Here is a 21,534-nt window from a genome sequence, read left to right as displayed (position 1 = left end):
GCCTTTTTTGTTTTACTCGCTGGTCTTGCGCGGTTTACGCTTCGGCTTACCTTTGGGCTTGCCCCGCGGCTTGTCTGCGCCGGCAGTTCCGGTAAAACGGGAAATATTCATCGGCTTACCGGACACCCGCACCTGCTTCAGGTGCTCGAAGATTTCCTTCGGCATTCCCTCGGGCAGGTCCACGGTGGTGAAGCCTTCGTAGATCTCGATACGGCCGATATAGGAGCTGTCCAGTTCCACTTCGTTGGCAATCGCACCGACGATATTGCCCGGCTTCACACCTGCCTGGCGGCCGACTTCGATGCGGTAGCGCTCCATACCCTCGTCGGGCGCGGGAACGTTTTTATCCTTGTCGAAAGTGCGCTTCTTGCGCTCGCGTCCGCCGGAATCACCGCGCTCTTCACGGCGTTCCCTGAACTCTCTCGGTTCCGGCTCGCGCTCATCCAGCAGCAGGGGCTGATCGCCCTGGGCCATGGACGCCAGTGCCGCTGCCACTTCGAGCGGATCTACTTCGTTCTCGCCCAGGTACTGCTCCACCAGGTCGCGGAACGGCGCCAGATCCCGGCGACCGGCCAGGGTGTAGGTAATCCGCTGGCGGAATTTTTCCATACGCGAAGCGTTGACGGCCGCCGCGGTGGGCAGGTCCAGACGCTCGATCGGCTTCTTGGTTGCCTTCTCGATCGAGCGCAGCATGCGGCGCTCGCGCGGGGCCACAAACAGGATCGCATCGCCCTCGCGCCCGGCGCGGCCGGTACGGCCAATACGGTGAATATAGGCTTCGGTATCGTAGGGGATGTCGTAATTGATCACGTGGCTGATACGCTTCACGTCCAGTCCGCGCGCCGCCACATCGGTGGCCACAACGATATCCAGCTTGCCGCTCTTCAGCTTCTCGATCACCTGTTCGCGCAGGTTCTGGGCCATGTCACCGTTCAGGGCGGCGCTGGCAAAACCTCGTGCGGCCAGCTTGTCAGCCAGCTCCACGGTGCTGTTCTTGGTGCGCACGAAAATAATGGTGCCGTCCACCGGCTCCGCTTCGAGGATGCGGGTCAGTGCGTCCAGCTTGTGCAGGCCGCCCACCGGCCAGTAGCGCTGGCGGATGGTCTCGGCTGTCTCGGTCTTAACGCGGATTTTCACTTCCACCGGCTCGCGCAGGTGATGGCGGGCGATGTAGGCGATTTCTTTCGGCATGGTGGCGGAGAAGAGCGCAATCTGGCGCTCGTCGGGAATCTGCTCCAGCACCCATTTCACGTCGTCGATAAAGCCCATACGCAGCATTTCGTCGGCTTCATCCAGCACCAGGGTCTTCAGGTTCGACAGGTCCAGGGTGCCCTTGCGCATATGGTCCATAACGCGGCCCGGGGTACCCACCACCAGCTGTACACCGCGCTTGAGCTGCTGTATCTGGCCACGGTAATCGGCACCGCCGTAAATAGGCGCGACATGGAAACCTTTCAGGTTGGCGGCGTAAGACTGGCAGGCTTCGGCCACCTGAATGGCCAGTTCACGGGTCGGTGCCAGCACCAGCGCCTGGGGACGGCGGTCTTTCAGATCCAGCTGCGCCAGCAGCGGCAGCGCGAAGGCTGCGGTCTTGCCGGTGCCGGTCTGGGCCTGGCCCAGCACATCGCGGCCGTCCAGCAGCGAGGGAATGGTCTGCGCCTGGATCGGCGACGGGGTTTCGTAACCCAGTTTTTCGATGGCGTTGAGAATTTCGGACGGCAGGCCCAGTTGGTCAAAGCCAACTGACTCAGGGGTATCGGTCATTTCGGGATTCACTTGAAACTTAACAGGGGGCCGGGCGGCACTTATGGCTCCGCTTGGGTAACCATAGCTCACCGCCAAAGATTGCTGGGCAAGGCGAACAAGCCCAGTAATAGCACCGCTATTTCAAGCTAATTCCACTCAGTGACAGGGGCCTGTGGCGAGGAGGTCTGTTACCCAATAAGGCTAATGTCCAGCTCGGGGCCGCTGTGCGGTCGGGGACAAAAGGCCGCGCAGTCTAACAGAGTCGGGGCCGGCTGACAGTATATTTTTTAACCTGATTATTCGCAGGAGCGCGGCGGGTGCCGCCGGGGACATCCCGCCCGCCCCGCTCACAGCCTACGCCGGCTTTATCGGCTTGCGGGTGACCAGCGAGTGCCACTTCTCCCGCAGCAGCAGCCAGGCAAAGGTGCAATTGGTCACCAGATAGCGTTTCCACATGCGGCGCGGTTCCTGGATTACCCGGTAGAGCCACTCCAGCCCCGCGCGCTGCATCCACCGGGGCGCGCGCCTGACCCTGCCCGCCACCACATCGAAGGTACCGCCCACCCCCATGACAAAGTTCACCCCCAGCTGGTCGCGCCAGCGGTTGATGAAATTCTCTTTCTGCGGTGAGGTAATGGCGACAAACAACAGCCGCGCGCCCGAGGCTCGAATCGCCTCCACCATCGCCGCCTCGTCATCCCAGAAATAGCCGTGGTGATAGCCGGCAATCTGCAGGCCCGGAAAACGGCGCTGTACAGTCTGCGCTGTTTTCTCCACCACTTCCGCTCTGGCACCGAGCAGATAGACCGGGAACCCCCTGGCCGCGCTCATCTCCAGCAGGCGGTAAAACAGGTCGACCCCGGCCACCCGTTCGGGAACCGGGTGTCCCAGGAATCGCGCGCCCCAGACCACACCCATGCCATCGATATTGATCAGGTCGCAGGAGCGCACGGATTCCGCCAGTTCCGTATCGCTGCGCATATGCACCAGCTTGGCGACATTGACGACCACATGCTGGGTAAAGGTATTGGCCGTGACCTTGTCCTCGATCACGGAAACCGTTTCGCTCATGGACGCCGCATCCATCGGCGCGTTCATAAATTCGATGCGCTTCATACCGCATCCTTCAGCAGCTCGCGAATCGACAACCTCCGACTCGCCACCGGCAGCGGATCGAAAATCTGCAGCGTATGGCCCGCACCGTACACCTCTCCCAGCCACTGACGGATGTTCTGCAGGGAAAACTCGGACAGGGATTTGGGATGCCCCATCGCCACAAAATATTGCCGCTGTTCGTTGACCGCCTGCCGGTAGGCCTGCAGCAGCAGGGACGACTTGTACCCATCGATGGACACCGCCGCGTGGGATTTACGCGTCATCAGCCGCAGCAGTCCGGCGCGGCTGTTTTTGATGGGTACGCCATCGCCAAAAGTACCGTGGCGTTGCTTGTCGCCAAAAAGTCGGGTCAGCGCCAGGCGCCAGTAAAATGCCGGTGATACACAGCTGGAGGAAATGGGTATCTCGGTGAAGCAACCACCCTCCTCCGGCACACAGGGGTCTCCATCAAACTGCCAGCTGTCACGCGCGGGTGCTGCAGAAAAATCGAAACTGTGGGTGTCCGACTGACTGCGGCCACCGGCAAAAACCGTGCTGTCGACGTAGATACCATTTTCCACCAGTGCTTCGCGCACACGTTCGAATGGCTGGATACACCAGCCGCCAGCGCGGAAGGCGAAGACCGGGTTCACCAGGTGCCGGTTCAGCTCTGCAGTGGCGCGGGAAACAATCTGCAGTACTTCTTCGTGGCGCCAGTCGTGCAGCCGGTAACGTCGCGTCACCATTTCCCAGCGGATACCGTTGTAATAGGAATCTGCCCAGTGCGGATGAATGTGCAACTGAATCTGGTGCCCCTCAGATTCCATCTTCTGTATCTGCCTCACCAGCTGTCGGTAATCGTGCTTCAGCCGGGGAAAAAGGCAGGAGTATTCGCGTAATCGCAACAGGTAACAGGCATCGACAAAGAAGACCGCCTTCGCCTCGTACTCATCAAGCACCGCCAACAGGCGCTCCGTCGCACCGATCATCGAGCGCTGGGGCGTGCCCGAGTGATCTCCGAAAAAGAGTTCGTAGTCCAGAGTCAGGAGTGTGTTCATCCTTGAATCACCACAAGTTTTACATTGGTCAGCGGACCACCAGCGGAACTGGTGTGAGCCGCATCAACCGAAAATACCGCGGGTATCGATCACTACCTTGGCAGCAATGTAACTGCGGTCGATCGCCTTGAATTCCTGGTGGTCCACCAGCACGACCACCACATTGGCCCGTTCCAGGGCCTGCTGCAGCGGCAGGAAAGTGACCGATTTTTCCGCCAGCGCCGGCGGCAGCTCAGAGATATTCGGCTCCACCGCGATGATTTCCCCAACATCGGTGTCGGCCAGTGCGTCGACAATCTGCAGCGCCGGGCTCTCGCGCAGATCGTCGATATTTGCCTTGAAGGCCAGGCCCAGACAGGCAATCACCGGCTCTTTGAAAGCGTTGGCTGCCGCCATCGCCTGGCCGATCACGTGTTCCGGTTTGGCGTCATTGATATTGCGCGCCTGGGCGATCAGCCGCGCCTCTTCGGGGCAGCTACTGACAATGAACCAGGGGTCCACCGCAATGCAGTGGCCGCCGACCCCGGGGCCGGGATTGAGGATATTCACGCGCGGGTGGCGGTTGGCGAGCCGGATCAATTCCCAGACATTGATCTTCAGCCGGTCGCAGATCATTGAAAGCTCATTGGCAAAGGCGATGTTCACATCGCGGAAGGAGTTTTCGGTGAGCTTGGCCATCTCCGCCGTGCGCGCGGTTGTCACAATGCAGTCGCCCTTGACGAAGATCCGGTAGAGTTCTACGGCCGCCTCGCTGCAGGCCGGGGTCATGCCACCGATAATGCGGTCGTTCGCCACCAGCTCCTGCAGCACGCAGCCGGGCAGCACCCGTTCCGGACAGTGCGCGACGCGGATATCGGCAGCCTCGCCTTTATCGTGAGGAAAGGTAAGATCTGGGCGCTCCCTCTGCAGCCAGGCGGAGAGTTTTTCCGTGGCACCCACTGGAGAGGTGGATTCGAGAATCACCAGGTTGCCCTTTTCGAGTACCGGGGCAATGGATTCAGCGGCCGCCTGGATATAGGAGAGATCCGGCTCTCTGGAGCCACCTTCCGGTGTTTCCCTGAATGGCGTCGGCACCGCGATCAGAAACGCATCCGACGGTTCCGGCGTCAGGGTGGCGCGCAGCTTGCCGGTGTTGACGACGCCATGCACGACGATATCCAGATCCGGCTCGACAATATGGATACTGCCGGAGTTGATCGTATCGATGGCGCGCTGATTGATATCCACACCGATGACATCGATCCCCCGCGACGCAAAGACCGCTGCTGTCGGCAGCCCGATATATCCCAGTCCGATAACCGATACCCGCTTAAATTGCATGTGCATGCTCGACACCCGGTTCTTCTCCCACCAAAGATTCTGTATCCAGGCCGCCACCCAGGATGGCTTCCACAATTTTTTTGCAGGCCATACCGTCGCCGTAGGGGTTGTGCGCGACACTCATCGCTTCGTAGGTATCGGTGTCCTCCAGCAGCTCCCGGACGCCGGAAACTATCTTCTGGATATCCGTTCCCACGAGTTTCACGGTTCCGGCGGTCACCGCCTCCGGTCGCTCCGTGGTCTCGCGCATGACCAGCACCGGCTTGCCCAGCGATGGCGCCTCTTCCTGGATGCCACCGGAGTCCGTCAGGATGATGTGCGCCCGGTGCATTAGATAAACGAAAGGAAGGTAATCGAGTGGCTCGATCAGATTGACATTCGACAGTCCGCTGAGATGACGCTCCACAGGTTCGCGGACACAGGGATTCAGATGAACCGGATATACAACCTGTACGTCATCCCGTTCGGCAATCTGGCGAATTGCGCGGCAGATATTTTCAAATCCGGCACCGAAGCTTTCGCGGCGGTGGCCGGTAACAAGGATGAGCTTTCTGTCTGGATCGAGGAAGGGAAAGGCCGCTGTCAGCTCCTGGCGAAGCTCATCGTCGTTTTCGATTTTGCGCACGACGCTTAACAGCGCATCGATCACCGTGTTGCCGGTAACGACAATCTGCTGGGGGGCGACGGACTCATCCAGCAGGTTTTTGCGAGACAACGGCGTCGGCGCGAAATGCAGGTTGGCAATGGCACCGGTGAGTTTGCGGTTGGCCTCTTCCGGCCAGGGGCTGTAGAGATCCCCGGTGCGCAAGCCGGCCTCGACGTGCGCCACCGGTATCTGCCGGTAGTATGACGCCAGTGTCGTCGCCAGCGTGGTGGTGGTATCTCCGTGGACAAAGACCCGCTCCGGCCTGAAGTCAGTCAGGACTTCCCGCAGCCCCAGGAGAATACGCGAAGTGATCTGGTAGAGGTCCTGCCCCGGGGCCATGATATCCAGATCGTAATCAGGCACTATGTCAAACAGCTTCAGCACCTGGTCGAGCATTTCCCGATGCTGCCCGGTGACACAGACTTTCACCAAAAAGCGCGAATCGCGCTTCAACAACTCCACCAACGGCGCCATTTTTATGGCTTCAGGGCGCGTACCAAACACCAGCAGTACTTTCATCTTTTACAACGTTACTGACTTGTAAGACTTCCAACCGGTACTGCGAGATCAGCGCGCCAAAGAATCGCTTATAAATATCTGAAAGATTTATATGCCTTATTCTGACGACAGCATCCTGATAAAACCCGGCCCCTCATTGTCACTGCGCCTCGTTGTCGCTATGGCTAAAACGCTTGCCATGAATTCACTGTTAAAGCGCAGATTAATTTTGGGTATAGCCTCCAAGAATCTTTCCTGCTTGAAGTACGGATGTTCCTAATGCCTATTTTTTGATCGGCAGAATTTCTGGACAGGTATCACCTTAAGCACTATGAAAACCAGTGAAAGAATTGATGAAGTATCGGAAAGGGGGAGTGCGATTGCTCGGCACTCGCAAAAAGACAGGGAATTTATGAAGCTGGATAATCGGCAGCCCGAACGGACCGGACTGCCATAAGACGATTCAAGCTGTAAACGGGAAGACTATCGGCAACAGAACGAGGACTGTCACAGAGTAACTGAGTGTCAGTGGTAGGCCGGCGCGCAGAAAATCCCGCAGGTGGTATCCGCCGAGGTTTTGCACCATCAGGTTGGTCTGATAACCGAAAGGCGTCAGGAAGCTCGCACTTGCGCCGTAGGCAACGGCCATGACGAACGGCATCCAGCTGACACCAAAGCTCTCTGCCAGACTCCATGCCAGCGGGAAAGCCAACGCGGCAGCCGCGTTATTGGTCATCAATTCAGTCAGTGCCAGCGTCAGCAAGTAAATACCCACTAACGCCACAAATGGTCCAGCCCCTAGTAGCGAGCTCTTCATCGCCCCGGCCAATGCATCCGACAGTCCGCTGCCGGAGAAAGCCTCGGCCAGCACAAGCGCGCTGGCGATAATCAGCCAAATCTGGAAAGGGAATCGGCGCTGTAACTCTGTCGTGGAAACGATGCCCAGGCCAATCATGCCGCCGAGAAGCACGACCAGGCCTTTAAGTAGCGAGAAATACCCCAGCGCCGCACCAGCCACCACACAGGCAAAGCCCAGTCCCAGCGCCCAGTTATCGCGTCGGGAAAGTTGCCGCTGTACCTCGCCTCCACTGATGACATAGAAGTTCTTGTCGATATTGCGGTGGTGTTTAAAGTCCGGTCCCACGGCCAGCAGCAGCGCATCTCCCGGGCGCAACTCGATTTCACCCAATTTGCCAGAGAGGCGCTCGCCGCCGCGGCGCATCGCCACCACGGCCGCGTCAAAGCGGGTGCGGAACTGGCAGCTTTTCAGGGACTGGCCCAGGATACTGGAGCTGGGTGTGAGCACCACCTCAGTCAAATCGATGTTCAGCGCCTCATCTTCCAGCGCGAATAATCGCAAACCTTCTATATCCTGCAGGCGCCCCAGATCCCGCACATCGCCGCTGAAGATCAACTTGTCGCCGCTCCTGATGATCTCCGTCGGCGATACCGGGCTGATTACCCGACGTCGGCGGACAATTTCAATCAGGTACAGGGTCTCCAGCTGGCGCAGCTTATTCTGTTCAACGGTCTTGCCATCCAGGGGGGAATCGGCCACGACTTCCGCTTCCAGCAAGTATTCAGCCACCTCCTCCCGCGCACCGCGCCCCTCGGGCAGTAGCCAATTGCACAACAGCAGCACGATCAGCCCCACCACGGTCACGGCAATACCCACCGGCAGGAATGCAAAAAAGTCCAAACCGGCAACGCCTCGGTCCAGCACGAAACTGTTCACGATCAGGTTGGTGGAGGTACCGATCAGCGTCATGGTACCGCCGAGGATCGCCGCATAGGACAGCGGCAACAGCAGTTTGGCCGCGGGGTAGCGTCGCTGCGCCTTGATACTGGACGCCAGCGCAGCCACCACCGCCGTATTGTTCAGAAAAGCCGAACACAATGCCGTAGCGCTCGTCAGTCGCAACAGGCTACTGCGCAGGGAACCGTTGATTAGGCCGTCCGAAACGGCGCGCAGCCAGCGCGCCTTCTCCAGGCCGATGGAAGCCAAAATCAGTGCCACCAGTGTCACCAGTCCGGGATTGACCGCCTTCTGCAATACAGACTCGGCCGGCACCAACCCCGTCAAGAAACAAGCTGCCGCTGCCGAGCCAAATACCAGCGATGGTCGGAAACGGGTAAAGATGAGCGACGCGATCACCAGCACAAACAGGCCGGCTACAACGAACTGGGTCAGGGTCATGGGGGTCCTGGTACCAATCGGGCACACGATCAATGTGTGCTTATTTTTTATACGTGAGCTGCTTGACGAAGATTATGCCAAATCCCAACCTCTTAACCAAAGCATTTACCGCTATGGGTAAATCCAGATTGAACTGTTCAAAGGTATTGAACCCGAGAGGGGAACTGAAGCTAGAGACAGGGTATTCAATGCCTGAGCGAACAAACGAGCATATACCCCTGAGCCGGGCAAGCCTCGATCAAAGCACCGAAACGACGCTTTACCCGGTAAACGCAGTGCCTGGCTGATTCCAGCATAGCCCTCGTGCCGATGTCCCATTCGCGCATGGCCAACACGGCATTTTTTGCCAGTATGTCCATTACCGGTGTGCTGGGCCTGTTACTGATTCGCAAGAAGAGCCTCGGCCTGACCGTGTTACTGGCGAACCTGATGGCGATCGACGTGATGATCGTGGGCAGCTGGTTCGGGCTCGAAAAGGTGAAAGACCGGCTGGAAAAGACCAGCCTTGCGCAGGAAACCTGCGACGAGGTGAATCGGTACGGTATGGCGCCGATCGAACAGCATCCATTGGCGGGCACCGGCGGCGGCAGTTTTTATTCGTCTTTTCCCAGTGTAAAAGGCCCGGAGATCCAGAGCTTTTACGACCAAGCCCACAACGACTACCTGCAGTTTGCCATCGAGTCCGGCCTGCCCGCCACGCTGATGCTGGGCGCGGCGATTCTTTGGAGCCTGGCCCAGGCCTTCGTGGCATTGCGCAAACGGCGCAACAGCCTACTGCCGGGGATGTCCTTCGCTGCGCTGATGGCAATTGTGGCCGAGCTTATCATGCTCACCACCGACTTCCATCTGCAGGCGCCAGCGACGGCGATCAATTTTCTGCCGTGCCTGGCCGTGGCGTGGAAGGCGCGGCTCATGGAGGTGCAGCGAGCGGGCTAGTCCTCACTCCGGCCACTAGATACCTGTCTGCACCGGCGTAGCAGGGCATAGAGCTTACCAAGCTGCCGCTTCAACATAGCGAGATGTAACATCGTCAAGAATTCGGAACCATTGATTGCTTCAGGGCCGCGGAGGGGCAGGAAAATGCCGTATATCTCCCCCCCTCTTCTGTGTTCAATTAATGGTTCTGCTGATAACTCCAGACCAACACGACCAAGCATTAACCAGAGAGGAGCTGCAACCGAATCCACCTATGCACCTGAAAACAGAGCACCTGAAAACAGATCCCGTCGGTAATTTGCTGCCGCATTCTGTTTGGACAAGAAGGCTCAACTACGGATATCACCAAGAAGCCGTTGGAATAGAGATCGGGAGTGGGTCAGGGGGCTCCAGAGTCAGATCGAAGCCAATTGCCATCAGCCGACTTTCGCTCGCCAATCTGTCAGGAGGCCTGAATAGCCCCGGCAAGGCCGGGGCGGGGGAAAGGAGGGACTGCGGTAATCAGAGACGCGGCAGACCGAAACTCACATCCAAAAGATACAGGTTGCGGCTGTAGCGCTCCTCAGGCAGGTTGGAGTCGTTGTCGGTGTACTGGTATCTAAACCCCAGGTTCCAGTTGGACGTCAGCCGATAGCTGGCCCCGAGGGTGCTGCGCAGGCGTTCGTCCTCGCGGGTCACTGTCGCCACAGTGCCGTAGTCACTGCTGCGCCAGTCCAGGTCAAAATAGCCCTGCAGTGCATTCCAGCTGTTTTTGTAACGCAGTGCCAGGCTGTGGCGCTCGGGCGAATAGCTGCGTGAGAGGCTGTCGCTGCGGTCGTTGGTTTCGTACTGGTAGCGGCCACGCAACTCGCCAAATGCGGTGGGCACCTCGTATTCGAAGCGCAAGCGGTGGCGGTCGCCGGCAGTGGGTTCGAACAGCGGTTCCGAAGCGTCAAAATCCGAGTAGCGGTAGCTGGTGGTGAAGGCGTTGTTGCCGAAGTAGCGGCGCGCCTTGAGCTTGAAATCGAAGCCGTCCTGGTAGTCGCTGCCCATCAGCGTGGACTGGAATATGTTCACCGAGGGTAGCAGGTACCAATCCGCGGCGCGCATCGGGTAGTCCATGCCGACTTTGCCGATACGGAAATCCTGGGTATCCACATCCGCGTAGTTGATGTCGAACATTGAGGCGTAAACCCGGGCGGAGTTCGCGAAACCCAAGCGGGCGCTGACGTAGCTCTGGGTATAGCTGTCCGCCTGCTGGCTGGGGGCATCCTGGGCCACCAGGTTGACGTTGTCGTCATACCCCCCGGCGAAGTTCGCGTAGACATCCCATTCCAGGTTACCGAAGGGATGGTCGCCTCGGGCTCGCTCATCCCTGACGGTCTTCAGGCCGAGCCTCTGGCCGGCCAGGTAGGCGACCCTGTCATCACCGCTGGTGCGGGCCGCACGGAAAGCGCTCCGGGCCTTGGCTTCGTCGCCGAGAGCTTCCCAGCACAGGCCGATATTCAGCTGGGCGGGTGCGGCCAGCTCGGTGCCCTGCACCTGCTGGAAATCGGCGATGGCCTGGCGGTACATCTTGAGCTTGTAGTGCGTAACGCCCAGGTTGTAGAAAAGTTGCGGCTGGCGATTGCCGAACTGCTGAGCCGTTTCCAGCTGCATCAGCGCCGTCTCATAGTTGCCTTGCTTGAATTGCGCTATGCCCGCCGCCAATTGCTCCGCGCCGGGCTCGATAGCTGCCGCCTTCCCGGCGAACAACAGGCAGGTCAGCGCGGCCACCAGTGGATGCTTATTCCACTGACTTCGCCCGAAGAACGCGCTGTTCGCTTTTTCGGGCCTCTTGACTGGCCGGGCAGTCGAATACTTATTCATTACTATTATTACTCCGCTGAATCGAAAAAGCCGCCATGGGCATTCGCCCGGGGCGGCAGTCGATTTTCTTTTCCGCTGAATGGATCAGTCGTCGATTTCCTGCTGGTCTTCCAGGTCTTCAAGATCCTCCTGGTCGTCCTCGCGATCCTCATTCGCATCCTCGCGCTGGTCTTCCATATCTGCGCGCTGGTCTTCTACATCGTCCAGGTCGTCCATCTCGTCGAGATCGTCTATCTCATCGAGGTCGTCCATCTCGTCGTGGTCGTCCATCTCGTCGTGATCGTCCATCTCGTCGTGGTCGTCCATCTCGTCGTGGTCGTCCATCTCGTCGTGGTCACCCTTCTCGTCGTGATCCCCGTCATCCATGTGGTCATCGTCGTTATCGTCATCATCCCCGTCGTGTTCGGGCTGATCATCGTCTTCGAAATCGACTTCGATGCTGTTCAGCAGTTCGTCCGCATCTACCGATTCGACCACATCCATGGTCACCTGGGCCAGCTCGCTGAGTTCGTCTGCATCGGGCCTGTCATCGGCGTAGCTCACGACGGATGCCAGCAGGAAGTTCGCACAGCAGGTGATGACTTTCAGCGAGGCAATTGTTGCGTTTTTCTTTTTCATAGTGTCGATCCTTTTATGTCGATGGTGTCGTATGTGTCGCTCGAGACGCCTTAACTGCGTTTGGTCGTACTCAGGCGGAGCTCAAAAACTTTTTCCCAGTCGGCGGTGCGGATGCGCGCGATCATTTTGTCGTCCACATCGCTGGCGGCAACGATGGGCAGGCGCAGCAGGTTTTTGCCCTGTTTCAGATTCGCGCTCCAGCTCACCTGCTGTCGCTCGGGGTAACCCGGAAACTGCACATGGGCCGGCAACTCGATGGTGAAGGCCGCACCGTCCACTGCCTCATCACTGGTAAACATCAACTGCAGATGTTTCTCTTCCATCAGCGCCAGCTGTACGGTAGCTACCTTACTGTTCGTGTCCGGCACCAAGGCCGTCAGCAGCAGTGCCAGCACGAATCCGGCAGCCAGCGCGAGGCCCGTCCAGCGCCTGCCGGCAGCGCGCGTACTCTCCTGCTCACGCAGCGGCTGCCACACTCGCTGCTGCAAATCCGGGCTCGGTGCTTCAACGTCCAGGCCGGCGAGTTGGGCCTGCAGTGCACGGGCTTTGTCTCTCACCTTCCTGCAGCGGTCGCAATCGGCCACGTGGGCTTCTATGGCCCGCGAGATATCGGCATCCAGCAGTCCGTCGAGGTAATGGTCGAGAAAATTGTCGAAGTATTTACAGTTCATGATTCGCCAGCCTCCGACTGGTTACACGATATTCCGTTGTGGAAGGTTCCATCTCGATCAGTTGGTCGCGCAGGTTTTTCCGGGCGCGGTGCAACCGCGATTTCAGCGTTCCCAAGGCTATGTCCAGCTGGCGCGCGATCTCCGGCAGTGAGTGCCCCTCGATATCGTGCAGCACCAAAATGCTGCGATGCTCGACGCTGAGATCCATCAGTGCGTGCCGCAGGCGGCGGCTATCCTGCGCGGTACTGGCCTGTGCGAGGGGGTCGGGCCGCTCGCAGGGAGGCAGCCCCTCGGGGGTTTCGGCCAGTTGCTCAATCGAGTGCAGCTCCGGCTGCCGGACTTTGCGCCGCCACCCATCCACATAGAGGTTGTACAGTGCGCGCATGGCCCAGGATCTCACCTCTCTGATTTCCGCCAGGCGCGGACCGTCTCCATACAGTTTCAGCATCAGGTCCTGCAACAGTTCCTCCGCATCGAAGCGCGACTGGGTCAGGTGGAAGGCGCGCCGGTAGAGACTGTCGATATGCGGTGCGAGCGCGCGCTCGAACTGTGTGCGGCTTTTGGCTGGAAAGGAAAATATGGTCATCGTTCCTGTCTGTTTTTATTGCACAGTGCACTCAGTGGCGCGAAATCTTTGTTCTAGGGACTCTCACGAAAAAACGCTGGGCGGGGTTCCGTTCGCGGGGTATTTTTTTTGGGCTGATCTAAACCCGAACACTTTGCAAAAAATCGTACAAATCCAACGGCTCGGAGACGATTTCAGGAATTTGGGCAGTGTGCTTCAGCCTCCAAACCCACAGAGGCTTGAATCGCCCCCAATATGCTAGATCGGGAGAATGAGGCGGAGAGCCGCCCCACACCATCGCATCACACTGAAGGCGATTGAATGAATTGAATGATGAGAAAGGGAAGCAGCGCTCACCATTCAGGACGCCTTAAAGCGATCGGGCGATGAAGACGGGACATCACACCATCCAACGCATTTTTCCTTCGCCACTAGCGACAACAACGATCTAAAAAGCACCATCTGCACAGCAAATAACAACCGCTGCGGTGCTACAGGCTGTCCAGCGCGAACAGTTACCAGTCTCGTCCTGCCCTATTGGAGCACTACAAAGCACATTCAAAACGGAACAGGGAGGCAGTTTCAAAAATTTAGGAAGTTTCGGACAGTCTTGGATATGTGCGCGCGACCGATTGAAGGCGGATGCCCCTACCCTCGGGACATCCGGGGCAACGCGCCAAGAAATGCGTGAACCCTACAAAGAGGTGATGAACGAAGAGATTGGCAAAAGTGCAGATCTGGGAGGAATGGGCACTCGTGGAAAGTAGCACCAATAATCATGGGCTGGCAGCTACTCATCCGCCAACGCTTAGTATCTGGTAGAGCAAGGGCTGGTCGCCCCTACGGCCTGAAACCCCATGCAGCGGCACGCACACCAGACCCCGGGCAAACAAAAAACCCCCGCACCTTTCGGTACGGGGGTTTCTTTGTTTGGTGGAGCTAAGCGGGATCGAACCGCTGACCTCAACACTGCCAGTGTTGCGCTCTCCCAGCTGAGCTATAGCCCCAAATTGCTTTCTTTCCGTCGAAAGCGGGGCGCATTTTAACAGGGGGCGCCGGGCTGTCAACTAGAAAAACGACTTTTTAATCAAATAGTTAGGCCAACCGGTCACAAAGGCTGTAAGGGCACTACCGATCACGATCCGGTCACGTGCCACCCTTTGAACCCCACTATTCAGAGGTTCCTACAGTAACCTTGGCTTCACGCCCCTTTGCAGCCAGATAGTCACGCAGCGCTGCACCAACCTCACTGTGATGCACGCCGTAGGCGATCTGGGCCTTCATGTAGCCCAGTTTGTTGCCGCAATCGTGACTGCAGCCAACAATTCGGTACGCATCTACGGTCTGTATCTTTAACAGTTCGTCGATCGCGTCCGTCAACTGAATCTCCCCGCCCGCGCCCGGCAGCGTTTTCTCCAGCAAAGTCCAGATATGTGCTGGCAGTACATAGCGGCCCACCACCGACATATTGGAAGGGGCGGCATCGACACTGGGCTTTTCTACCAGGCCATCAATCTTTGCCACTCCGCCCGCCTGCAGGTCCGCACCGAGGCAGTCCACAACGCCGTATTTACTAACATCCTCCCAGGCCACCGGCTCAACCATAATCTGGCCGGAGTTGGTCGCGTTAAAGTTTCGCACCATTGCTGCGAGGTTGGCTGTAGCCGGGTCGGCGGCATACTGATCAACCAGCACATCCGGTAGCAACACGGCAAACGGGTTGTCGCCAACGACTGGGCGTGCACAGGCGATGGCGTGACCGAGCCCCTTGGCTTCTGCCTGGCGTACGGAAATCACTGTGACATCGCTGGGAACGATTGAGCGGACTTCATCGAGGAGCTGGCGCTTGAGGCGATTTTCCAGCTGGGCTTCGAGTTCAAACGAAGTATCGAAGTGGTTTTCGATGGCGTTTTTACTGGCATGCGTCACCAGTACGATTTCCTTGATCCCTGCGGCCACCGCCTCGTTGACCACGTACTGAATCAGGGGCTTATCCACAATTGGCAGCATTTCTTTCGGGATTGCCTTGGTCGCGGGCAACATGCGGGTCCCCAAACCGGCTACTGGAATCACGGCTTTTTTAACACCCGCCATCGTATTTTTCCTTATTCATATAAATCTGGTGCTGCTTATTCAGCTTTTGTATTCAATTGCCACTTTCGCGAACTGGCGCGTATTACCCACCTAAAACGTGACATGCATCACACTTTACCAAGTGATCATCGCCAGCCTCAATACCAATTCATGATCATTTAATGAGGCTAAAGCGCCAATCCTGTATATCTGACGGATTCCGGACGACCGTACTGCAAAAAAAACCACCACCACCACCGGAATGCTTACCGGTGGCGGCGATGGCTTTCGTTATCGAATTTTTAGGCCGCGATTACCCGAGTGACGCGTACTCTTTTTCCCAGCGCTTCATCACCTTCTTGCCGGCACCGCCGAGCACTTCGATAGCGTGGCGCAGGCGGGCGCGGCTGAGGTCCGGGCCCAGCAGGACCATGGCATCCATGACGGAGAAGGAGGCCGTGGTGCCGCTGATGGCGACAAACAGTGGCGCGTTGAAGTCCTTCAGCTTGATTTCCATGGCGGTGGCCAGGCCCTTCATCGCCTCAAAGATCTTGTCGCGATCCCAGGTGCGCAGGGCTTCCAGGCGCCAGAGGGCGAACTGCAGCAGTTTCTTCTGGTCTTCCAGTTCCAGCTTGTTGTCGGCGAAGCTGGCTTCGCTCAGCGGCAGCTGGCTGGCGGCTAGGAAGCTGACCAGTGGCGCGAAGTCGCCGAAGGTTTCCATGCGCGCGCGGGCGTGGGGCAGCACCTTGAGGAGGTTGTCGCGGTTGAACAGCCAGTCCTGCAGGCGGTCGGCCAGCTGCTCGTTTTCCAGTTCGCGGATCCACAGGCCATTCAGCCAGGACAGCTTCTCCACGTCGAACACCGGGCCGCCGAGGGAGACACGGTGGATATCGAAGTGTTCCAGCATCTCGTCCAGGGAGAACTTCTCACTTTCGTCGGGCATGGACCAGCCCATGCGGCCGAGGTAGTTCAGCAGCGCTTCGGGCATAAAGCCGGCGCGCTGGTAATAGAGGATGGACGTCGGGTTCTTGCGCTTGGACAGCTTGGTCTTGTCCGGGTTGCGCAGCAGCGGCAGGTGGCACAGCACCGGCATCACCCAGCCGAAGTATTCGTACAGCAGCTTGTGCTTGGGGGCGGAATTGATCCACTCCTCACCGCGCAGTACGTGGGTGATCTCCATCAGGTGATCGTCCACTACGTTGGCCAGGTGGTAAGTGGGCATACCATCCGACTTGAGCAGGATCTGCGCGTCCACCTGGGCCCAGTCGATCTCGATCGGGCCGCGCAGCAGGTCTTCCACGATGCAGGTGCCGCTCTCGGGCACATTCATGCGCACGACATAGGGCTCGCCCGCGGACTTGCGCTTTTCCACTTCCGCTTCGGGCAGAGCGAGATCGCTGGGCTTCAACGCGGTACGGCCGGCCTCACGCAGTTGTTCGCGCAGCTGCTCCAGCTCCTCGGCGGTGCGGTAGCAGTGGAACGCATGGCCCTTCTCGACCAGTTCGTCGCAGTACTGCTTATAGACGTCGCCGCGCTCGCTCTGGCGGTAGGGGCCATTCGGGCCACCGACATCCGGACCCTCATCCCAGTCGAGCCCCAGCCAGCGCAGGCTATCGAGAATCGCCTGCTCGGATTCGGGGGTGCTGCGCTGCTGGTCGGTGTCCTCGATGCGCAGAATGAACTGGCCACCCTGGGCGCGGGCGAAGCACTGGTTAAACAGGGCGATATAGGCGGTGCCAACGTGGGGATCACCGGTGGGCGAAGGTGCGATTCGGGTTCTTACGGTCATGACAAACCTGGTTGGAGGTGAGTGAAAGAAGGCTTCTTTGAGGCGCGCGATTATAGCGCCGGAGCAATCCGGGGCCCAGCCACCCGCGTATCAACTGAATAAGCGGAAAATAAGAAAAAAATGGCGCCATTATTTTGAATTGCACCTCACATAAAGCGTCAACCGTGTCACAAAATGAGTATTATTGCGCCCGCGACGTCCGTCCCAACTATTGACGCACAAGTCATCTTTGTGCTGGCGGGAAAGCGACCGCCCTTCGTCAATAGGGCACATAAAACTAAAAGCTACAAGGTTCCAGGAAATTTCATCATGTATAAGAAAGCACTCATCATCTCGATGGCCGCGACCCTGAGCGCCGCCGCACTGAGCGTGTCGGCCGCCACCCAGGGAACCGCCGGTACCAGCAATTCCAGTGGCACTATCGGTATCACCCTGAATGTGCCCACCCAGATCATCGCCAAGGGTTTTCAAGACATCCCGCTGACCACCACTGGCGCAGTCTCCGGGGATCCCATCAGCGGATTCACCGATTTCTGCGTGGGGGGTATTGGCTTTGGTCAATATAGCGTGCAGCTCACCAGCGCAAACGGCGCAACCGGCGGTGTCGGCGCGGGTTCGGATGATTTCGACCTGTATGGGACTTCACAGTACCTGCCCTACTCCGCCTCGTTCATTAACAACACCAGCGACACCACCGGTCTTCCCGCTGACAGCAGCGGTGATGTAGCGGGCAGTTTCAATCGCGTCGGCAACCTGGGCTGTGCCACGGACAACGCACGAGTGATTGTCGCCATCGCTTCGGCCGACTGGGAAGCCGCCACCGAAACGAACTACAGCGACACCCTGACGGTCACCGTGACCGCGAACTGATCGCCGCCGATTTCTGCCGGGGCTGACCTCCGGTAGAAATTGCCATCACATCATGAAGCGCGCGATCGGAGTCGCCCTGATTGCGCTGGTCTGCTGTGCCCGATGCAATCTGGCGCTGGCGGCCAGTGCGGCCTTTACGCTGGAAACCGGGGCGCCGGAGGGCTTTGCCGATCTCACCGGGCCGCAGCAACTGGTGGCTGACGTGTACTTTGGCGGCAAACCCGTGGGCACGACACAGGTCACCGTTAATCTGCATACCCTGCGGTTCAATGACCCCGAAGCGGTGCTGAATCTGCTGCCGGAAACTCTCGCGCCCGACGAAGTCCTGAACTACCTCGGCGAACCGCAGCTGCGCAACTCCCACCGCGTGTGTTACAGCCGGCAGCAGCCGGATTGCGGATTCCTCAAACCGGACACCCTCGGGGTGATCTATGATCCAGATCACTTCCGCGTGGATGTGTTTATTGCACCGGCGTTCCTGCCGCAGCAGGCGGCCATCCGCGATCCCTATCTGCCGGAATCCAGCAGCGGCGTCTCCTTCATGCAGAACCTCACCGGTACTTGGTCCGGTGTGCGCGCGGATAATGGCCGGGAGTCAGGCAGCGCATCCCTGTTCGGCCAGTCCATCCTGAGCTTTGGTGAGAGCGGCCTGCACAGCCAGTGGTCGGCTGTGGATAACGGGCAGTCGCAGGTCTACGAACTCAACTGGACACGGGATTACCGCGGGCGATCTTATGCGCTCGGCCTGATCCAACCACAGAGCGGGTTCGGCAGCTTCGTTCCGTCGCCGTATCTATACGGCGCCGAATACAAGAGTTCCAACAACAGCCGCAGCGACAACCGCTACCAACAGGGCGCGCCCATCGAGGTGAATATGCCGGTTCGCGGCCGGGCGGAAATCTTCCGGGACGGCCGGCTGCTACACAGCCAGATTCTGGAAGCGGGCAACCAGCTGATTGACACCTCCGGCCTGCCAGGCGGTGCCTACGATGTGGAAATCCGCACCTTTGACTACAGCGGGCGTCCGCTGGCGCAATACCAACAGTTTTTTGCCAAGGACGCGCAGCTGCCCGCACCGGGGGAATGGCGCTGGTCGATACAGGCCGGCAGGCCCGCGGAGATTTCCCCGGACAGTACGCTGCCCGAGGGCACCAGCGATTATTTTCTCCAGGCCGGTGTCGCCCGCCGCGTAACCGACAATGGTGCCTTCATCGCCAACGTGGCGGGTACCGGACACCAACAGCTGGCAGAACTGGGAGCGCGCTGGATCGGTGGACACCTGGAGCTGTCCCCGAGTCTGTTGCGCACCAGCGATGGTAGCAGCGGCCACCGACTCTATGCGCTGGTAAAAACGCCCTATTTCACTCTGGGCGCATCAGAGACGAAACTGGATACAGCCACCGCAAATGATGTCGATTACTCACTGCTGGGGCGCAGCTACTACAGCCGCAATGCCAGCCTGACCAGCACGCTGTACGGCGGCCAGCTGTCCCTGCGCTACTCGGAACAGGATCGCGGCGTATATTTTTCTTCACCCGATTATGTACTGGATGCGGAATTTACCGGGGCTACCTACCTGACGACGCTGGAGTATCGCCGCAATGTATTCCGCAGCCGCTACTGGCTCGGGGAGCTGTCGCTAGCCCACAGTGACGCGGACGGTGATCAGCTCACTACAGCCTCGATCCAGTTTCGCTATCGCAATGGCCGCTGGTCCCACAGTGCGAGGTTGCGTACCGACAGCGGGAGAAGTGACGGCCAGAACACCCGCCTGGGATTCAATTCAGCGTGGAATGACGGCGACCGCTGGATCGCCGATGTGGATCAGCAGTTTACCGGTGAGTTCTCGGCCGACGATCGATTCCTGGGCAGCTCGACCCGAATTGCCGGCCGTCGCGGCCGCCTGACCTCGACACTGGATTACCGGCGCGACGCGATCGACGGCGGCACATCCCTTAATTATCTGGGCAGTTTCAGCACCAACCTACTGACAACCGGCCGCCACTTTGCCTGGGGTGGGGAACAGGCGCTCAACAGCGCAATCATGGTAAATATCGATGGCAGTGCAGAAGAGGATTTTGAAATCCTGGTCAACGGTGTACGCCGGGGCACCGCAAAAGGTGGGGATAGTTCCGTGATCAACCTGCCCGCGTTCCAGAGCTATGACCTGACGCTGAAGCCGCTTTCTGACGGTTTCTACGACTACCGTGAAATGCAGCATACCCTCACCCTTTACCCGGGCAATGTCGCCACCACCAGCTACGATATCAAGCCGGTGATTCTGGTACTCGGGCGTATCGTCAGGGCGGGAGAGCCCGTCGCCAGGGCAAAAATTTCCATCGGTGGAACGACTGCGGAAACGGACGAATTCGGCGTATTCCAACTGGAATGGCAAACCGATCCGCGCAAACTGCAAGTGCCGTCGGTGCGCTGGAAAGACTGCTCGGTACAAGTGCCGCAGCAGGCATCGGGGGAAAACTGGCTCAACCTGGGCGATATCGATCTGGCATCTGCCAGTTGCATGCAGGGGGAACTGAATGTTGCACAACACTAGTTGGCAGGGGTTCGCGCTGTTCTTTTTCACCCTCGCCATTGCCTGGCAGCCCGCAGTGGCGGATTCAACCAATGCCCGTCCCTGCGATTTGGGTGCCGGGCCACCGAATGACGCCGCTGCAGCAGGTTACGACGAGCGCCTGATTGGCATCTGCAATCTGGAGGGCAGCCGCACGGCGCTCGCGTACAAATCCAGTATCCGGGACCAGGGAGATGTCAACTTCTCCGTGCGCAGTTGCTCCCCGAACTGGACCAGCGCCAACTGTGACTACGCGACGCCCTATGCGGTAACACTGTCGGGCCCCAAGCAGGGCAAACAGTTCGTACTGACCGGCTCAAGCGGCGATCGGGTCAAGATCAATTTCACTTATGCCAGCGCAGGACTAAGCGAAACTCTCAAACCCGACGCCGAAAGCAAGACGCTGTTTTCCGGCGGCGACAACGGCCAGCAGGTACCGGTCAGCATTCAGGTGGCACTCGCTGTCGGCTCTCCACCGAAAGACAGTTATTATTCGGGCGAATTTACCCTTTCCATCGATCAGTGTGGGAAAAATGATTTCGGTGGTTCCTTTCCCTGCGATGGCAGCAAGCCCACCACAAAACTGCAGAGCGGTTACGAAATTCATTTTATTGTCGAGCTGGTGCAAGATACGGAAATTCGCATATCCGGTCTGCAGGACCTGCCACTGACCGCGAGCGGCAGCGGCGATGTACAGAATAGCGAGGACTTCTGTGTCTACAGTGCGCTCGGCGCACAGTTTCGGTTGACGGCCGACAGTCAGAACGGCAGCGGCAACTTTATTCTGCGGGGACCGGAAGACCTGAGCTACAGCGCCACGGTGTCAGACATTGCCAGCGGCAGCAGCGAATCCCTGAGCGACGGTATTCCATCCAGTAACACCTGGAGTGGCCACGCCAGCAGTGACTGCAATCAATATCTCGAAAACAATATGCGCATCACGATCGTGGTACCGCAAACAGAGCTGCAGAGGGCAACCGGAGCCAACTACACCGACACCCTGACGCTGACGGTGGAACTGCAATAAGCGAC

16 protein-coding genes and 1 tRNA gene are annotated in these 21,534 nt (G+C 58.6%); 4 read left to right on the top strand and 13 right to left on the bottom strand.

Annotated elements, in window-relative coordinates; all coding sequences use genetic code 11:
• Positions 1–12 precede the first annotated feature (12 nt).
• The 6 genes from IG168_RS14465 to IG168_RS14440 all read right to left on the bottom strand — a co-directional run bounded on the left by IG168_RS14465 (position 13) and on the right by IG168_RS14440 (position 8,560).
• Positions 13–1,764, bottom strand: a complete 1,752-nt coding sequence (locus tag IG168_RS14465) for a DEAD/DEAH box helicase (RefSeq protein WP_193165114.1) — start codon at positions 1,762–1,764, stop codon at positions 13–15.
• Positions 1,765–2,100: 336 nt separating this feature from the next.
• A complete protein-coding gene (locus tag IG168_RS14460; protein ID WP_193165113.1) occupies positions 2,101–2,862 on the bottom strand; it encodes a WecB/TagA/CpsF family glycosyltransferase in 762 nt (253 codons plus the stop codon).
• Complete coding sequence (locus tag IG168_RS14455; RefSeq protein ID WP_193165112.1) at positions 2,859–3,899, bottom strand: polysaccharide deacetylase family protein; 1,041 nt, start codon at positions 3,897–3,899, stop codon at positions 2,859–2,861. Before IG168_RS14455 ends, IG168_RS14460 begins: the two co-directional genes overlap by 4 nt.
• A 63-nt stretch (positions 3,900–3,962) precedes the next feature.
• Positions 3,963–5,225, bottom strand: coding sequence for a UDP-N-acetyl-D-mannosamine dehydrogenase (gene wecC / locus IG168_RS14450; protein WP_319024717.1), 1,263 nt, complete (start codon positions 5,223–5,225; stop codon positions 3,963–3,965).
• Positions 5,209–6,384 (bottom strand): non-hydrolyzing UDP-N-acetylglucosamine 2-epimerase, encoded by a 1,176-nt coding sequence (gene wecB, locus IG168_RS14445; RefSeq protein WP_193165111.1) that lies wholly within the window; start codon positions 6,382–6,384, stop codon positions 5,209–5,211. The genes wecC and wecB overlap by 17 nt, the downstream gene beginning before the upstream one ends.
• Before the next feature lie 442 nt (positions 6,385–6,826).
• Complete coding sequence (locus IG168_RS14440) at positions 6,827–8,560, bottom strand: SLC13 family permease (protein WP_193165110.1); 1,734 nt, start codon at positions 8,558–8,560, stop codon at positions 6,827–6,829.
• Positions 8,561–8,863: 303 nt separating this feature from the next.
• On the opposite strand from IG168_RS14440, the gene IG168_RS14435 reads away from it, so the two are divergent.
• Positions 8,864–9,496 (top strand): O-antigen ligase family protein, encoded by a 633-nt coding sequence (locus IG168_RS14435; RefSeq protein WP_193165109.1) that lies wholly within the window; start codon positions 8,864–8,866, stop codon positions 9,494–9,496.
• A gap of 501 nt (positions 9,497–9,997) precedes the next feature.
• Here the strand turns inward: IG168_RS14435 and IG168_RS14430 are convergent.
• The 7 genes from IG168_RS14430 to gltX form a co-directional block, all read right to left on the bottom strand.
• Positions 9,998–11,344: a tetratricopeptide repeat protein gene (locus IG168_RS14430; protein ID WP_193165108.1), complete on the bottom strand. Its 1,347-nt coding sequence runs from the start codon at positions 11,342–11,344 to the stop codon at positions 9,998–10,000.
• An 84-nt stretch (positions 11,345–11,428) separates the two neighbouring features.
• A complete protein-coding gene (locus IG168_RS14425) occupies positions 11,429–11,962 on the bottom strand; it encodes a hypothetical protein (RefSeq protein ID WP_193165107.1) in 534 nt (177 codons plus the stop codon).
• A 50-nt stretch (positions 11,963–12,012) separates the two neighbouring features.
• Positions 12,013–12,633: an anti-sigma factor family protein gene (locus tag IG168_RS14420; protein WP_193165106.1), complete on the bottom strand. Its 621-nt coding sequence runs from the start codon at positions 12,631–12,633 to the stop codon at positions 12,013–12,015.
• Positions 12,623–13,219, bottom strand: a complete 597-nt coding sequence (locus tag IG168_RS14415) for an RNA polymerase sigma factor (protein ID WP_193165105.1) — start codon at positions 13,217–13,219, stop codon at positions 12,623–12,625. The genes IG168_RS14420 and IG168_RS14415 overlap by 11 nt, the downstream gene beginning before the upstream one ends.
• Positions 13,220–14,129: 910 nt before the next feature.
• A tRNA-Ala gene (locus IG168_RS14410) sits at positions 14,130–14,205 on the bottom strand.
• 163 nt (positions 14,206–14,368) lie between these two features.
• A complete protein-coding gene (gene galU / locus IG168_RS14405) occupies positions 14,369–15,292 on the bottom strand; it encodes a UTP--glucose-1-phosphate uridylyltransferase GalU (protein WP_193165104.1) in 924 nt (307 codons plus the stop codon).
• 292 nt (positions 15,293–15,584) lie between these two features.
• The gene (gene gltX / locus IG168_RS14400) at positions 15,585–17,060 is read right to left on the bottom strand and encodes a glutamate--tRNA ligase (RefSeq protein WP_193165103.1); all 1,476 of its coding nucleotides are present in this window, start codon (positions 17,058–17,060) and stop codon (positions 15,585–15,587) included.
• 309 nt (positions 17,061–17,369) lie between these two features.
• Between gltX and IG168_RS14395 the strand changes: the two genes are divergently transcribed.
• Genes IG168_RS14395 through IG168_RS14385 form a run of 3 tightly spaced genes read left to right on the top strand, consistent with a single transcriptional unit; the run spans position 17,370 to position 21,529 of the window.
• Positions 17,370–17,930, top strand: coding sequence for a hypothetical protein (locus tag IG168_RS14395; protein WP_193165102.1), 561 nt, complete (start codon positions 17,370–17,372; stop codon positions 17,928–17,930).
• A gap of 52 nt (positions 17,931–17,982) precedes the next feature.
• Positions 17,983–20,484 (top strand): TcfC E-set like domain-containing protein, encoded by a 2,502-nt coding sequence (locus IG168_RS14390; protein ID WP_226876982.1) that lies wholly within the window; start codon positions 17,983–17,985, stop codon positions 20,482–20,484.
• A complete protein-coding gene (locus tag IG168_RS14385) occupies positions 20,468–21,529 on the top strand; it encodes a hypothetical protein (RefSeq protein ID WP_193165101.1) in 1,062 nt (353 codons plus the stop codon). Before IG168_RS14390 ends, IG168_RS14385 begins: the two co-directional genes overlap by 17 nt.
• Positions 21,530–21,534: the final 5 nt, after the last annotated feature.

This window comes from Microbulbifer hainanensis (genome assembly GCF_014904735.1).
Lineage (GTDB): Bacteria > Pseudomonadota > Gammaproteobacteria > Pseudomonadales > Cellvibrionaceae > Microbulbifer > Microbulbifer hainanensis.
This window is presented reverse-complemented; position numbering and strand designations above follow the sequence as displayed.

What these genes read in the sequence shown, in the direction of transcription:
- IG168_RS14425 (WP_193165107.1), bottom strand. Translation starts at nt 11,962, where the DNA reads ATGAAAAAGAAAAACGCAACAATTGCCTCGCTGAAAGTCATCACCTGC.
- IG168_RS14440 (WP_193165110.1), bottom strand. Translation starts at nt 8,560, where the DNA reads ATGACCCTGACCCAGTTCGTTGTAGCCGGCCTGTTTGTGCTGGTGATC.
- IG168_RS14415 (WP_193165105.1), bottom strand. Translation starts at nt 13,219, where the DNA reads ATGACCATATTTTCCTTTCCAGCCAAAAGCCGCACACAGTTCGAGCGC.
- IG168_RS14385 (WP_193165101.1), top strand. Translation starts at nt 20,468, where the DNA reads ATGTTGCACAACACTAGTTGGCAGGGGTTCGCGCTGTTCTTTTTCACC.
- IG168_RS14430 (WP_193165108.1), bottom strand. Translation starts at nt 11,344, where the DNA reads ATGAATAAGTATTCGACTGCCCGGCCAGTCAAGAGGCCCGAAAAAGCG.
- IG168_RS14460 (WP_193165113.1), bottom strand. Translation starts at nt 2,862, where the DNA reads ATGAAGCGCATCGAATTTATGAACGCGCCGATGGATGCGGCGTCCATG.
- galU (WP_193165104.1), bottom strand. Translation starts at nt 15,292, where the DNA reads ATGGCGGGTGTTAAAAAAGCCGTGATTCCAGTAGCCGGTTTGGGGACC.
- IG168_RS14395 (WP_193165102.1), top strand. Translation starts at nt 17,370, where the DNA reads ATGTATAAGAAAGCACTCATCATCTCGATGGCCGCGACCCTGAGCGCC.
- IG168_RS14420 (WP_193165106.1), bottom strand. Translation starts at nt 12,633, where the DNA reads ATGAACTGTAAATACTTCGACAATTTTCTCGACCATTACCTCGACGGA.
- IG168_RS14455 (WP_193165112.1), bottom strand. Translation starts at nt 3,899, where the DNA reads ATGAACACACTCCTGACTCTGGACTACGAACTCTTTTTCGGAGATCAC.
- IG168_RS14465 (WP_193165114.1), bottom strand. Translation starts at nt 1,764, where the DNA reads ATGACCGATACCCCTGAGTCAGTTGGCTTTGACCAACTGGGCCTGCCG.
- gltX (WP_193165103.1), bottom strand. Translation starts at nt 17,060, where the DNA reads ATGACCGTAAGAACCCGAATCGCACCTTCGCCCACCGGTGATCCCCAC.
- wecC (WP_319024717.1), bottom strand. Translation starts at nt 5,225, where the DNA reads ATGCACATGCAATTTAAGCGGGTATCGGTTATCGGACTGGGATATATC.
- wecB (WP_193165111.1), bottom strand. Translation starts at nt 6,384, where the DNA reads ATGAAAGTACTGCTGGTGTTTGGTACGCGCCCTGAAGCCATAAAAATG.
- IG168_RS14390 (WP_226876982.1), top strand. Translation starts at nt 17,983, where the DNA reads ATGAAGCGCGCGATCGGAGTCGCCCTGATTGCGCTGGTCTGCTGTGCC.